Here is a 14,959-nt window from a genome sequence, read left to right as displayed (position 1 = left end):
CGCCTCAAAGGTGCGTTCCTACTCCGGTTTGCTTGTTCATGTCTTCGGACGGCTTACTGCTGCCGTGCTCATCCTCGCGCTCAACCCCTGATTCGCATAAGGTTGTCATCCCGAATGAGTGCATGGGGTCGAACGCCGCAGGCCAGTAGAGCTGCAGCCCAAGCATAACGATAACCCGGAAAACATTAGCCATGTAGATCGCCAGGATACCTGCTGGGATGAACCAGGCACGGTGTTTCCATGAGCCCGGAAACGCAATCACAAAGCCAATGAAGAGCCCAATCGTAGTGAGTCCGTTGCAGCCGTTGATAATTTTCACGCCGGGCACGCCGGCCATTAGCACCGAACGATAGTCGGCAATGGCTTCGTATCCAATTCCGCTTATGATTGCAGCACTTACGTGCGCCACATTGACCGAGAGCCACTCATCCAGGCGCCCATCAGGAAGCAGGTATAGATCGTATACGACGTACCATATCCCATAGATGGCAAGTCCTTTGAACAAAAATTGGAGGACGGAACGGTAACGCTTCCACATGCCTGGCGACGGGAGTGCTATGGGTATATGACACAAGTGGTATCCTAACCGAGCAAATTACGTTCCTCAAAACGCGCCGCAGGTGCTTAAGGCAGTCGCTACTACCGAATATAGAGATGTCCCTTCGCACACATACACCGTAAGACAAAACAGGGCTTTCTGCTTCAGGTTGGAAGCAGAAAGCCCTGTCTACATAGCGTCCAAAAACTCTTCGCGGGCTGCGGTAACGTCGGATAGCTTGCCACGGCGCAGCGCGCTGTGTTTAGTCGCCAGGCGTTCCGGGAGGTGCTGCAAATGGAGTAACAGCAGCTTCCTCGGAGGGGGCGCTTTCTGCGCTTGCTCCCGCAACGGCTGTAACACGGTAGTAGTACGTTGTGCCATTTGACACGCCGTTGTCGGTAAAGGACGTACCCGAGACACGGTCAGACAGCGGCGAGTCGGGCAGGGTATCGAGCGGGCTCGTGCCTCGATATACGAAATACGCTTCCGCCCCTTCAACAGCGTCCCAGTTCAAAGCGACCTGAGCGTTGCGCGAGTCGGCTGTAAGAGCCGATGGAGCGGCCGGTGCATCCACCTCTGGCGCTGGAATCGGTTCGGGGTTGGGATTGCCATCTACAGGGGAGTCGGAGCATCCGGTGCTGGCGATCAGCAGGAAAAACAGAAGCAGTCCGGTGATCATTCCACCCCGCATGGCTACCTGCGCTGAAGAGGTCTTCAGGCTATGTTCAGAAGCAATGAAAGAGTTCATATCGGGTTTACTGTTCATGACGATAGACGTTAGGTCGGTGCGATAAGAAACGGAGGGTGCGGCATGTATTATTGCGATGTATTGCGTGCCCACTGCCCCCGTTGGATCGTCTTCCAACGGGGGCGCCCAACAGAGGCGGGGCAGCAACGTGTGCTATCGCACAACCGTGATTTTCTGCGTCAGGGTCTGGCCTCCAACACGCAGGCGCCCGAAGTACACGCCGCTGGCTAAGCCATTGGCATTAAACTGCACCTCATGCACGCCGGCTTCTTGCTGGCCTTCAGCAAGCGTTGCTACGCGTCGACCAAGTATGTCGTACACCTCAAGGCGCACATCTTCGGCTTCCTTGAGCGTGTAGCGTACGGTAGCCTGATCTTGCACAGGATTGGGATACGCCAGCATTGTAACTTCAACGGGCAGTACTTGCGCCACCTCACCATCTACGTAGGCCTGCGTACCGATCGCCACCTGCAGCGTAGTGATATCGCCTGTAGGCTCTATCGTAACCGTCTGCTCCAGACTGAGGTCGTATGTCGTACCTGCTTCAGGATGCAGCAGAGCTGCCGCCTGTCCGTTTAGCGCGTCAAGTCCGCTTACCTGCAGCGTTACCGCCTCATCAAGCTGAGTGCGCAGGTTAAGGTCGAAGGTTTCTCCGTCGCCCATAAGCATGCGCTGTTCACGCATCAGGGAGGCATCGTCTGTGTTGATGCGAAGACTTACCACCTCAAGGCTGCTGGGCGGCCCGACGAGCGGTGAAGCAACAGCACTGGCCTCGGTGACGCCCATGCGCACGGCAGAGAACACGTTGGGCTGCCCTGACAGATGGGCGGCGATACGCAGAAGCGGATCAGTAGCTGGCCCCTGCGCTGCTGTGGCAGCTGGAGGGACAGGCAGATCTTCAGCAGGCTGCAAGACCAATTCGTCCAGGCCGGCGTCGTTCAGGAAGTAGTACGCTTCTCCGCCAAGAGCTGAGGCGAAGGTGCTATCCGGCTCGCCGAATGCTCCGTTATATGCCCAGAATGGCTGTAGATCCGTTCCATTGAGCCCTTCGATGTCATCGACCAGGTCAAGGTCGACGCTCATAGGGTTTGAGATGATATTCCATCCCTCTTCGAGCGGAATAGCGACGCGGCGATCAGGGCGGTCGAGCTCTACAGCTGCATGCTCTCCTGCGTACTGCCACGCCTGCTGTCCGGTGAGCCAGAAGCCTCGTCCTGCCTCAAAGTTGAAGGTCTCCGACCCATCGAACTGAACCAGTGAACCGTCGCCCTCATCCCGGAAGGCCTGCCAGTCCAGGCCTGCTTCGCCTGCGACAACGTCATTCATTGGCAGACTTATAGCACCCGGTAGGGCAACGAGGCGGTAGTTGGTTGCATCCGCAGCCTGGCCGCCAAAATCGCGCTCTACATTTACAGCAAGCTGGCCGACTGTAGCCAGGAACGTAGCCCGGGCTTCTCCATCTGAGTTTGCTGCTGTAATAGAGACCGTCGACGTACCGGCGCTGAGCGGCGCAACGGTGAGCAGGTTTGTCTCACTCAGTCCGGCCTCTACCACAAACGCGTCCGAAACCTCCACCTCGATGGTGAGCTCTTCCTCATCCGCGAGCGGATTATCGAAGACGTCAGCCACATCTACTTCAAACGGCGCACTGCCTCCGAGCGTAAATTGCTGGTCGGCCGGTGCATTCGCGATCGTCGGCCCGTTCTCGCCAACCACTGAGAGCACCGCAGGTACGAGCCCAAATGGAGCACGCGGGGCATTGGTTGAGAGGCCGAGTTCATCTTCGTACACGTCGGGGCCGAGGCCTTCAGAGTCAAACGTAACCTGAACCGTTTCGTCTTCCCCTGCAGATATCACTCCAGACGCAGGCTCTATCGACGTAATGAACTCGACAGGCGGCGCAATCTCGACAGCAAGATTGTTTTCAATGTACTCGGTATTGAACGCAATCTGCACTCCGTCGGTGCCGTCGGGGCTCTCAATGCCAACCGTTCCGAAACCAGCCAGGGCGAACGCGCCCATGTCAAGATACTGGAAGCGAATGGTCCCATTACGCTGCAGGAAAATCTGGAACGTGTAAGTGCCGACACCGAAGAAATCAGGCACGTCTGTGTACTGCACAATGAAGCGGTCGTTTTCGCTGTCATGATACGTGTGGACGGTGCCTCCCGCACTCGGATCGAGGTCATCCCAGTATGGCGCTACAATGCCATTAGGAGGCGCTGGGTTGGGGATTTCCTGGTTGATGAAGTAGTTTCCTACAGGCCCATCGAAGAACAAGAACCCGTTGTTGTCGACACGTACGCTCTCTTTCAGTTCGCCATAGAAGACGAACTCGAATGGGAGCTCAACCTCGACAGAGGGTGCTGGACCAAAGTCATCGCTCAGCTGGATCTCATCGCCGAGCTCCGTGATGTCAAACCACTGGAAGGCGGGTCCGCCGGGCTCATTGCTGTCAATCCAGAGATGGCCAAACGCGTCGGGCCCTCCTGCACCAAGCAAGACCGGATGTCCTTCGCCGGCATGGGGGTCTTCTTGCCCCTTCTCAAAGTTGCGGTTCGGCGCGATGCTCGACGTATTGTTCCGCTGCACGCCTGGCTGGCTCAGCAGCTCCTGAGCCGCAAAGGCCGGAAAGCTGTACTCCAGCGTGCTTCCGGGCATGCCGTTGTTCGAAAGCGTGAGGGGAACGTCGACCTGCTCGTTGGACTGCTGCGTGCTTGATACAATCTCCGGGCTCAGTTCGAGCTGCGGTGTCTCAAGCGCTTCGCCTTCAAGAGCAAGCGTTGCCGGGCTATCCGGGTCGTTACTCTCTATAGTCAGCGAGCCGGTGCGCGATCCGACAGCCGTCGGCGCAAACTGCACCGTGACTTCCACCGTTTCGCCATCGCGAACGACGAAGGGGATTGAGGTTGTAAGAACCTCAAAGTCTGCGCTGTCGGAGGTAATGGCCTCAACGAAGAGCGGATTCGCGCTTTCGGTTCCGTTTTCGTCGTCCTCATCGTTATTCCCTTCTCCTTCGTTACCGACTTCAAACGTCAGTGTACGCGCGCTTCCCAGTACGACATCGTCAAAGGCAAGCGGGTCGGGCGTCAGCGTAATCGAAGGGGGGCCTGCATCAACCAGCAGGCTAACCGGGATCTCAAAGGGTGAGTTTAGCGGGTCATTGCTGAGGATGCGTATGTTGCCGCCATACTCTCCGGCCGGCACGTTTTCGCCACTGAACGTGATGATCAGCTCTTGCTCTTCGCCAGGAGCCACATCGCCATCAGAAGGCGTTACTGTTACAGCCTCGGGAGGCAGTGGCGTAACTTGCCCTGCTACGCCATCGGCCCGTAAGAGCCAGTTGCCAGGTATTCCGAAGCTATCAATAACTCCGGGTCCTGTCTCATTATCAGACAGATCGTCCACGTTCACATTCCCCCCTGCAACAACCCACGATGCTCCCTGAGACGGGCTACTTTCGTCGAGTGGGGCAGGGAATTGTCCGTCCTCATAGTCACGATACACCACCCCCACGAAGAAGGAGCCTTCGACAGTTATCGGATCGAACGAGACGACTTGGAACTGATCTGTGTTAGGGTTTTGACTGGTGGTTTCGATACGCTGTAACAAGACCGCGTCGTTGGGGTCCCCGTTGTTTGTTGGGTCGTCATAAAGCAGAAACTCTACGGTAACTCCTTCGGGCAGATCTTCCGCAGCTCCAACCGATCCAAACGCAGAAGCAATCTCTGTGATCTCAGTGATGCCATCTACAACCCGGAACGCATTCAGCCAGGCGATATCACCCCCACCAGCGCCGACCGCGTTTTCTGTTGAACCATCATCGAGCTGGTAGACGAAATCGCTGGCTTGCGTCGGAGCGGGAAATGCTACGTTATCCCCTGCATGGCTCCCGATCGGGCGCTCTGCCTGAACGGATTCGCCCGCCGATGCGGACCGTTCTCCATTGAAGGAGAATGCTACCTCGGATGGGCTAAATACAGACGTTCCCGTGCCAATTTCGACCTGGAAATCAAGATCGCCGGCTCCCACATTGCTGATGCGCAATGTATCTTCGACAGTAGATCCAATGGGTACAGTGACATCGAACGACTCCGGATCAGCAGCAATTTCAGGCGCGGGCAATCCTTCACCGACAACCGCGACCTCAATGGAAGACCGGTTCGCAGCGTTGCTTTCAATAGCAATCGTCCCAACCCGAACACCTGTCGTGGTTGGCGAGAACGCAACAGCAACGGTTGCACTCTCTCCAAAGCCGAGTGAGTCGACACTTGTCGACAGCGGCGTGAAGTCCTCAGAATCGGACGTGATGTTTTCAACGACAAGCGGCTCTCCGCCTTCGTTCAATACGGTGAATGACAGCGAGGACGAAGCGCCAACGAGCTGTGGCTCGTATTCGAGCAGTCGCGGAGCAACTACGACCTGTGGCGGGCCGCCGTCTACTGTAATATCATAAGGAACGTCGAGCGGACTATTTTCCGGGTCGTTGTTCACAAAACGGATTACGCCCTCATACTGCCCGGGCGGAATTTCTTCTGCGTTGATCGTAACTGTTACGTCTTCGCTCTCGCCGGATCCTACCAGTCCCTCATTTGGGCTGAAGGCCACAATGTTGTCTGTTCCATCAGCACGTAAAAGCCAGTTCCCAGGGAATCCGACATCGATTAGGTTGGCAGGGGGGATCTCGTTTGCGGTAAGGTCTTCAGCGTCGAAGGTGTTCGGCGTAACGTTCCCCACGATCCACGATGCTCCTTGCGGATCTGCCTCGTCGAGGGGGGCCGGGAAGTCCTCAGCTCCGCCTTCGTAGAGCGCTGCAATAAAGAAGACGCCGCTCACTGACGTTGGCGTGATGGCTTCTACCGTAAATTCGTCGGTGTGCGGCAGTTGCGTTTCGGTATCAACCCGTGCAAGCAGCACCGCGTCGCTGGGGTCTCCGTTATTCGTCGGATCGTCGTAGATCAGAAACTCGGCAGCCCGACCGGCTGGAACGTCCTCGCCTCCTCCTACGCCCCATGCAGACGCGATCGACGTGATAGTCTCCGCTCCGTCAAGGACCTGGAAGGCATTCATCCACATGATGTCGCCCCCGCCTGTAAGGCCAATTGCATTTTCGCTCGTTCCTTTATCGAGTTGGTAGACAAAGTCGCTGGCCAAAAACGGCGATGGAGATGCTGTACCCAGAGAAGCGCCCTCGTTGAAGCGCGCAACTTCGGCGCGTGCGATTGGGGATACGGCAGGACGGCTATCAGAGGGTGCTGCTACCATTCTTGGGGCGACGTCTCCGCCATCGACGGCAGCAAATACGCTGTATTCAAGCACGCCTTCGCCATCGTTGCTTACCGTAAGCGTGCGCTCCTCTGTTGTGCCGCGGTCAACAACCGCTTCTACATTATCGGGAGTAACACCGATCACCGGGCCGGGGCCCGTGGTTGCACTTGGGGAGTTAGACAGATCTGAGGCGTTCCCCAGCACGTCAATTGCTTTAATCGAAAAGTGGACCTCTGCATCAAACGGAAGCCCCTCCGCCGAGAACGTCTCTACAGTGCCTGCTTCTTGTGGCGTGGGCAGGTTCTGGACCGGGGTGGCGGCTGCAAAATCGTCTTCTGTTTCAATGGGGCCATCGGTGCTAAACCGGAGATCATATGAGGCCGCTGTGCCCTCACTTCCGGCGTCGCCCGTTGCCGTCCACTGCAGATCGACGACCGCTCCGGGTATGGTGTTAGCCTGATCAAGGATAACGAGATCAGTGATCGCCGCCGGTGGCGTATCGTCAGCGGTAAGTGCCCGGAACGCATTGACGCGCGGCCCGATAGGTTGGGTGGCATTGGTTGCATCGGCCGTGCCGATCAGGCGCGTGCGCACCTGCTGTGCGGTTTGGCCGGGGAACTCAGATGCAATCAGGGCGGCAACGCCTGCAACATGGGGCGCCGCCATAGACGTACCTGCCCAGATGTCTCCACCGTATCCAGTTCCAAGGCTCGTATGAGTCGTGCTTATTACAGGATGCGAGAATGCTTCGCCACTGGGGCCTGCGATCTCAATCCAGTCACCGAAATTTGAAAACGACGACTTTCCGTCGTTGTGGTCGGTCGCCGAAACAGCCATTGCCGGCGGGTGGAAGCCGGGATACCAGTCGGCTGAGCTATTGGAGTTACCTGCTGCAACGACTACAAGCCCTCCACTCATTGGCGCATCAGGGCCACCAGCTTCAGCTATAAAGTAGTCGATGGCGTCGAGCACAGCCTGCTCAAAGACGCCCGGGGTTGTATACCCCCAGCTGTTGTTTGATATGACCGCACCATTGTCAGCCCCGTAGACGAGCGCTTCAGCAAACCCGCTCACACTGCTTCCAAATGTGAGTCCTGTCATGATGCGGACTCCGCTTCCGGGCGTTCCATCGCCGCCTGCGACGCTGGCAACGCCTTCGCCGTTGTTGTTCGTGGCTGCAATGGTACCCGAAACGTGCAGGCCGTGCGAGTTACCCTCGGAGGCTGGATTTACGATTTCCGGGTTCGATGTATCATCAGCAAAGTTGTACCCAAATATGTCGTCAACGTACCCATTGCCGCACGTGTCAGCGCCATCTTCCTCTTCACAGGGGTTGATCCACAGATTATCCCGTATGTCCGGATGGTCAAGTTCTATTCCGGAATCAATTACTTGAACGATGACATCAGAGCTTCCTGTTTGCACAGCATGAGCTGCGGGCAGGCTAATATCGGCCCCAGGCGTACCTCCGGTCTGCCCCGTGTTATTGAAATGCCACTGGTCACCGTACAGCGGATCGTCAGGCACAAATTCATCATTTTGCGGTTCTGGAGGCGCAACGATGCGCTCGCCGAGGGCCTGTGCACGATCTGCTGTCTCTACCAACGAGGCCGTCCGCTCTTTGCGGAGCGAGAGCTCGGAGAGCTCAACGTTCGCATCGCCATGGTATGACCGAACGGCAGACCGAATGTCCGTTCCTTCGCGGAAATAGACCCGGTACCATCGGTCGAGCCCCCAGCTGGCGTGGCGCGCTGCGTGTCGGGGATCCGTGCGGAAGATGCGCTCGATACGCTGAGCCCCGTAGGCCGCATTCAGCTGGTCGATTGACGCAACACCCATCTGCGCAACGCCATCAACCTGGGAGAGCACAACCTGTGGCTTGGCCGCCTCATCCACTTTGACATGAATGACTCCTTCATTCAGAGCGCTTTCAGGTGCGTTATGATTGAGCTCCTGACCATGTGCACTCGTCACCAAAAACAGGCATGCTATCGCCAGCAGGATGGCACGATTGGCGCTGCTCGCAAATAGAGAGTTCGTATGTCGGACCGCCGACAAGAGGCGTTTTCCTGTTGGCACGGCCGGGAGAGAAGAAGTATCGTTCCAATAACCCATAGTCGTAATCGTTATCGCTGGGAAGGTGCTTCGCGGAGCAGATACCTATTGTAGCACGCGCCGCAGTTAACGCACGGCGCCGGATAACACACTTATCCTGATGCACAATTAGGCAGCAGGCTTTTTAGCAATGATCAAGTTTAAGAGTACAAGACTCTAACCACATTGCCTTGACTTAAGACTGGCTCTACCCAACTCAGGTAAGAGTCTCCAGCAGGTCAAAATGTACTCCGACTGAAGGCATCACAGGATGCGCTGCGTGAGCAGGATGCCATTCGTACTACACAAGACGGCGTACTTTTAAAAGCATGAAGTTACAATAATATAAAGCGTCCATGAATGGCAAGTCTGTCGCCCAACAACAAAGTAAAGAAACCGTGAATGGCTGGATATTGGCTCAATTAGGTATGAGTTCAGTTAGGTACGGGACATCTCTGGTACCAGTACGATTTCCATCATTTGGTAGCCGTTATCCCCGAAGTGGTTGAGTTATCAAGAAACGAGTAGATTACTTCGTGCGTCGCTTCGCCTGGCGCCGGATCTGCAGCGCCAGAGGCACCTTGCGCGGGATGGCTGTTTGGGTAGCATCACTTGCAATCTAACACACTTGCAATCTAACAGCTGTCCACTGTTCGATCTTGTGCGGGGCCAAAGGCTGAGCCCTCTCTCTTAAGCATGCCGTCTTCAGGCATGCCCAATCATTCTGGGAATGCACGCGCACTGATACTTGATACGTACCTGAGTGCCAGCATCATAACGGCCGACATTCCGGCAAGCAGCACTGCCAGCAACAGGAAGGCAGCCCCCCACCCAAAGAAGTCGGCAATCATGCCGGTCGCCACGCTCCCCGTAGCCCCCAGCACCATGTAGCTTGTCCGGACAAGTCCAAAACCGGCACCACGCTCTTCTGCACTCAGGTGGTCCATAAACTTGGGCAACAGAGCCGCGCCCCAACTCATGGCAACACCGGCCATCATTGTAGCCATCGTGAGCAATATTGCACTGCTTGCCCACACGAAAAGCGCGTAGCTTACAACACCGACAAGGGTAGCCAGAATTGCTGCCGGGTAACGACCGACCCAGTCGGAGAGGCGTCCGATGCCAGGCTGGGCAATGCCTTGCACGACAAAGTAAACCGAGAAGAGGATACCCGCCTGCGGTTCGGAGTAGCTGTGGTATTCCACCAGAAACGTAGGGAGGAACGAAGCAGTTGCTTGCCAGACGAACGCTCCGACCAGCGCAAGCAATCCAGTGATCAGTATCGGAGGACGCGCCAATAGCTTGAAAATCGGGCCGGTCTTAAGCCGGTCAGTAATAGCTGTGTCGGGGCGCGACGGCGGAGTCGGACGCACCAATGCATAGAAGAAAATAGCTGTAGGCACGGCAACGAATGCACCAAAGGCGACCGCGTATCGCCATCCCAGAATAGCCCCGATGCTACCTACCGCTATAGGAGTTACAATGCCTGCCAGTGGAGCCCCTGCCGAGTGGATTCCGATCGCCATCCCGGTTTTCCTAAATGTACGTGTTAGGAGCGACGTGGCAACGCTGTAGTGCAATCCTGCCATAATCCCGAGTGCGATCGCCCCGGTAAAGAAAAGTGCGTACCCCGGAGACAGAGCAAGGAGCACGCTCATCACAGCCGTCCCAACAATCGCAATCATGATTACCGCCCGTTCCCCGATTCGATCTCCCAACAACCCACTCGGAAATTGCGAGAGTGCATAGGCTAACCACATGCCGGTGAGTGCTGCCCCGATTGCACCGTTTGACACCCCGAACTCGGAACTGATCGTGGGTACCACCGGACTGATCGCAAGCCGCGCTGCCATTGTGGCAAAGAAAGCGAGCGTACACGCTGCTAAGACCGCATTGTTATAAGACCACAGACGCACGAATATTGCTGTAGTGAGCATGTAAACGATAAAACGGGCCACCCGCAGCGCTACCGCATAGCGCTGGTGCCCGCACAAACATCCTGAGGTACGAGGCGCGCCGCGTGGCGGTCCGCACCAGACACACCCTGATCTGTCTGTCGCCCGCTATTTGCCCGTGCTTTGCATGCGGCTCAATCGAAGTCCAGGTTTAAATCCACATTGGAGTCCGCGCTGCTGCTCATTTGCACCTTGACTGTCGCACGCCTATCGTTATGAGCCCACTATATGCGTACATGCTTGCTCGTTGCTGCCTCGAGAAAGTATGCCGCTGCCAAAGTGTAGCAATAGCTTCCCATTACACCCTTCTGTTTTGTGTGGATATGCCATGTACGTATGTTATGCTGTTACAATACGAAATCTGCCGACTGAAAGCATAGCCCACAGGCACTTTTGCGAGCCTCTTTCTGATCCTCTTTAGAGACCTCTGCGATGCAGAGTAACCTTGCTCCTCAAGATTTACGCGCCAAACGAGGTATAACAAGGGTGTTACGCGACCGCCTTCTAAAATCACATGCCCTCCTGAACAATGCACTTACCATCTACCTATGAGCAATGCTTGTATAGTAACGCTTACGTTAATGCTCTTGTAGCACGGTATATCACATTCCTGCTGCCTGCCTGCATGCTTTCTCTGCGTCCTTCCAGGAATCGCACCTGTCAGCCACTACTTGATTCCCACTCGCTTTTGTGTACGATCCACTGATTATTGACGGTATGTAAACATCTCTTATGAATAGACGTGGTAATGAGAGTCCTTTGAATACAAATACCTGTAGGGCAATGGATAGCGGTAGCCCCACCAACGGCACAGCTTCTGTGCGTACTCCCCTGGAAAAGCCTGCTGATGTACAGCGCGATGAACTCGTTCAGGCGCTGGCAACAGGTGAGCTTTCACTTCACAAGCTTCCCGAAACCCTCTCTGCACGCGAGGCGGCTTCGATTCGACGCGAGGCGCTGGAACAGGCTGCTGGGACGAAAACGAGCGGGCTTGCTCACTACTCGTTTGATGCGGAGGCCGTGTCGAGTAGCAACTGCGAGAACTTGATCGGCGTTGCCCAGGTGCCCATGGGTGCCGTGGGCCCCGTTCCTGTACGTGGCGATTACATTGACGACGATCGCTACGTGCCGCTGGCAACCACAGAAGGAGCGCTCATCGCCAGCGTTAACCGGGGCTGCGCAACGCTGCGCGCCGCTGGAGGTGCCGTTGTACGTGTCGAAGACGTAGGCATGACACGTGCACCAGTCTTTCGCACGTCAGGCATCCGCGAGTCGAAGTCGTTCGTCGCCTGGGTGGAAGAGAACGAGGAGGAGATTCGTACCCAGATAGAGGCGACAAGCCGCTACCTGAAGATGAAAGACATTCGTCCGTTCATGATGGGCTCCACCGTCTTTCTGCGGTTCCGTTTTGCCACGGGCGATGCCATGGGCATGAATATGGCCACCCTGGCATGCAACCGCGTTATCCAAGACCTGATCGTTCCGGAAACCGGTGTATCGTTCGTGTCGCTCTCGGGCAACTACTGTGTGGATAAGAAGCCTTCCGCCGTGAACGTGCAGGAAGGACGCGGAAAGCGAATCTTTGCGGAGGTAGAACTCGACAAGGAGGTGCTGGCGCGCTATCTCAAGACCAATGCCGACGACCTCGTTGAGGTGCAGTATCGCAAAAATATGCTGGGCTCCACTGCCGCAGGCTCAATGGGCATGAACGCCCATTACGCTAACATGGTGGCTGCGTTTTTCGTTGCTACCGGACAAGACATTGCCCAGGTTGTAGAAGGGGCCCTCGGCACAACCTGTATCGAAGCACGTGGCGATGGCGGCGTCTATATCTCTATTTTCATGCCGGATGTGCCCCTTGGTGCCATAGGTGGCGGTACCACGCTACAGACACAGTCTGATGCTCTGTCGCTCATGGGGGTGTCGCTCGACCCCGACCAGCCGGGAGCCGCGGCTATGCAGGTAGCTGAATTGCTTGGTGCGACGGTCCTGGCCGGCGAACTCTCTCTGATGGGAGCGCTCAGCTCGCATCACCTGGCCAGTGCCCATAACGAACTGGGGCGCCCTACGCCGCCCTCCAACGGCCATGCCGACGCTGCGTAACTGTATCCTGCCGCGCATCCGCTCTCGTTCACGTCCTCTTTCCTGGCCGCGCTCATGCACGCAACCACCGTACGCGCTCCTGCAAAGCTAATCTTGATGGGAGAGCATGCAGTCGTGTACCAGCGGCCTGCTCTTGTCGCCTCGCTCGGCCTGTGGATGCATGCAACGGTGCGCCCTCGTCCCAAAGACGGGGTGGAACTGCGCATCTCGGGGTGGGGGCATAGCGAGGTGACCTCGTGGCCGGCCATCCGGGCCTATACCGATGCGGTACGAGCCCGCTGGGAGGAGTACGCCGCGAATCCAACAGCGGAGACGTTTGCCCGCCTGCGAAGCAACGAGCCTACGCATCTGATCAAGATCGCGCTGGGCGAGGCCGCCCGGCGCGCCCACATGGCTCCGCATCCGCTTACGCTCACGGTAAAATCAGACCAGCCGATTGGGGCCGGATTCGGAAGCTCTGCAGCGCTTGGTATCGCCATCGCGCAGGCCTTCCTGAAAGCGCATGATGTGTCGCTGAGCCCCGATGCGCTCTTCGACGTGGCCCTGAATATTGAACGGCGCCAGCACGGCACCCCCTCAGGCGTAGACCCGGCCACCATTCTGCGAGGAGGGTTGCTCTGGGCCGAATCCGAAGAAGGAGCGCTCACGTGGCATCCGGTGGCGGCCCGATCCCCTGTGCTCTCTGACATGCGTGTCTTCCATACAGGCTCGCCCAACGAGTCGACCGGCACGGTCGTCGACGCGGTGCGGGCACAGCGCGCAAACGACCCGGCGGCGTTCGAGGCCTTGCTCAACCGCATGGAGACCGCAACGCGGACGCTGCGGGATATGCTCTCGGCCTCGGAGGTTAAACCCGCCGATCTTGTTGATACGATTCGCGAGAGCGAGGCCTGTCTCGAAGCGATGGGAGTTGTGCCTCCGGCCGTGCGCACGCATATCCGTGCCATCGAAGCCCGGGGCGGCGCAGCCAAGATATCGGGGGCCGGCGCGCTCACCGACCCCAGTGCAGGGTCGCTCATCGCATATCACCCCGATCCCGAAACCGACATCTGGAACGACCTGTCCAGCTTTTCTGAATTCGACGTGCCCCTCTGTGTGTCGGGCGCACATTCCATCGATCCCTTACATGTGCATGGCTAAAGCAACCGTTGAAGCCCCCTCTAACATTGCCTTCGTGAAATACTGGGGGGTAAAGGACATTGACCAGGCTATTCCTCAGGCGCCGTCTCTCTCAATGACGCTGCAGAAGTGCGCCTCACGGACTACTGTAGAGTTCGCCGAGGGCGCTACAGAGGCTGATACCATTCTCAAAGCACGTCCCGATGGTACGCTTGCGCCCGCCAGCCCCGCTTTTGCCGATCCCGTTCGCGCACAGCTCGATCGGATTCGCACCTGGGCCGGGCATACTGGCACCTTCAAAGTGGCCACGCAAAACAGCTTTCCGGCAGCAGCCGGACTCGGGTCGTCGGCATCGGGGTTTGCCGCGCTTACGCTGGCTACGCTGCACGCCCTCGATGCGAATCCCGACGGAGCAGAACGCTCGGTGCTTGCCCGCCGTAGCGGGTCAGGGTCGGCAGCACGGTCGGTGTTTGGGGGATACGTAACGTGGCCTCACGGCGACAATCATGCCGCTAAACAGATTGAACCGTACACCCACTGGGACCTGCGCGACGTCATTGCTGTCGTCGAAACCACTCCCAAGAACGTTCCCTCGCGCGAAGGACATCAGCGCGCTCCAAGTAGTCCCTTCTACGAGCAGCGCCTGGCGCACCTCGACGACCGCATGAAAGCAGCTCGCGAAAGCATTGCCGCCCGCGACTTCGACCGGCTCGGCCCTATCATTGAAACAGAGGGGATCGAGCTACACCTTATCACGATGTCATCTACTCCCCCCATCTACTACTGGTCGCCCGGAACCATCGCGGTGCTCGAAGTCGTGCGTGCTATGCGTGCTGACGGACTCTCAGCATACGCGACGATGGACGCTGGGGCGAACGTGCACGTCATCTGTCCGGCAGACGACGAACCCCAGATAGCAGCACGCCTCGACGCGCTCGACGCCGTACATCTTGTCATCCGAGACGGTATTGGCCCCGGACCCACCAGCGATGTCGAACCACTCTTCTAAGATCCCCCTGTAGGACTCTACTTGATGCTCACCGAAAGAGCATGCCATCTGCACCTCAGAGCCGGATGGCTTCTACGTGATGCACCTGTTCGTTGTATTCAACGCGCTGCTGCGTCACCCCACGA

Annotated in this window: 7 protein-coding genes; 3 read left to right on the top strand and 4 right to left on the bottom strand. The window is 57.3% G+C overall.

What is annotated here, in order from left to right; all coding sequences use genetic code 11:
- Positions 1 to 4 precede the first annotated feature (4 nt).
- The 4 genes from PPP56_RS06685 to PPP56_RS06670 all read right to left on the bottom strand — a co-directional run bounded on the left by PPP56_RS06685 (position 5) and on the right by PPP56_RS06670 (position 10,564).
- A complete protein-coding gene (locus PPP56_RS06685; protein ID WP_502912555.1) occupies positions 5 to 538 on the bottom strand; it encodes an archaeosortase/exosortase family protein in 534 nt (177 codons plus the stop codon).
- A gap of 262 nt (positions 539 to 800) precedes the next feature.
- Entirely contained in the window at positions 801 to 1,286 is a 486-nt protein-coding gene (locus PPP56_RS06680; RefSeq protein ID WP_353563261.1) for a SaeA-related protein, read from the bottom strand.
- Between the two features lie 153 nt (positions 1,287 to 1,439).
- Positions 1,440 to 8,528, bottom strand: a complete 7,089-nt coding sequence (locus PPP56_RS06675; protein ID WP_353563263.1) for a S8 family serine peptidase — start codon at positions 8,526 to 8,528, stop codon at positions 1,440 to 1,442.
- Positions 8,529 to 9,367: 839 nt separating this feature from the next.
- A complete protein-coding gene (locus PPP56_RS06670; protein ID WP_353563260.1) occupies positions 9,368 to 10,564 on the bottom strand; it encodes an MFS transporter in 1,197 nt (398 codons plus the stop codon).
- A gap of 858 nt (positions 10,565 to 11,422) precedes the next feature.
- Here PPP56_RS06670 and hmgA point away from each other — a divergent pair.
- From hmgA to mvaD, 3 genes are read left to right on the top strand one after another with little or no spacing between them, the layout of a single operon-like run.
- Positions 11,423 to 12,706, top strand: a complete 1,284-nt coding sequence (gene hmgA, locus PPP56_RS06665; protein ID WP_353563259.1) for a hydroxymethylglutaryl-CoA reductase (NADPH) — start codon at positions 11,423 to 11,425, stop codon at positions 12,704 to 12,706.
- A gap of 54 nt (positions 12,707 to 12,760) precedes the next feature.
- The gene (locus tag PPP56_RS06660) at positions 12,761 to 13,846 is read left to right on the top strand and encodes a mevalonate kinase family protein (RefSeq protein ID WP_353563258.1); all 1,086 of its coding nucleotides are present in this window, start codon (positions 12,761 to 12,763) and stop codon (positions 13,844 to 13,846) included.
- Positions 13,839 to 14,834, top strand: a complete 996-nt coding sequence (mvaD, locus tag PPP56_RS06655) for a diphosphomevalonate decarboxylase (RefSeq protein ID WP_353563257.1) — start codon at positions 13,839 to 13,841, stop codon at positions 14,832 to 14,834. Before PPP56_RS06660 ends, mvaD begins: the two co-directional genes overlap by 8 nt.
- Positions 14,835 to 14,959: the final 125 nt, after the last annotated feature.

The organism is Longimonas sp. (assembly GCF_040409695.1).
In the GTDB taxonomy this organism is placed as follows: Bacteria; Bacteroidota; Rhodothermia; order Rhodothermales; family Salinibacteraceae; genus Longimonas.
Note: the sequence above shows the minus strand (reverse complement) of the source record. Positions and strands in the feature narration are given on the sequence as shown.

What these genes read in the sequence shown, in the direction of transcription:
- PPP56_RS06660 (WP_353563258.1), top strand. Translation starts at nt 12,761, where the DNA reads ATGCACGCAACCACCGTACGCGCTCCTGCAAAGCTAATCTTGATGGGA.
- mvaD (WP_353563257.1), top strand. Translation starts at nt 13,839, where the DNA reads ATGGCTAAAGCAACCGTTGAAGCCCCCTCTAACATTGCCTTCGTGAAA.
- PPP56_RS06680 (WP_353563261.1), bottom strand. Translation starts at nt 1,286, where the DNA reads ATGAACTCTTTCATTGCTTCTGAACATAGCCTGAAGACCTCTTCAGCG.
- PPP56_RS06685 (WP_502912555.1), bottom strand. Translation starts at nt 538, where the DNA reads ATGTGGAAGCGTTACCGTTCCGTCCTCCAATTTTTGTTCAAAGGACTT.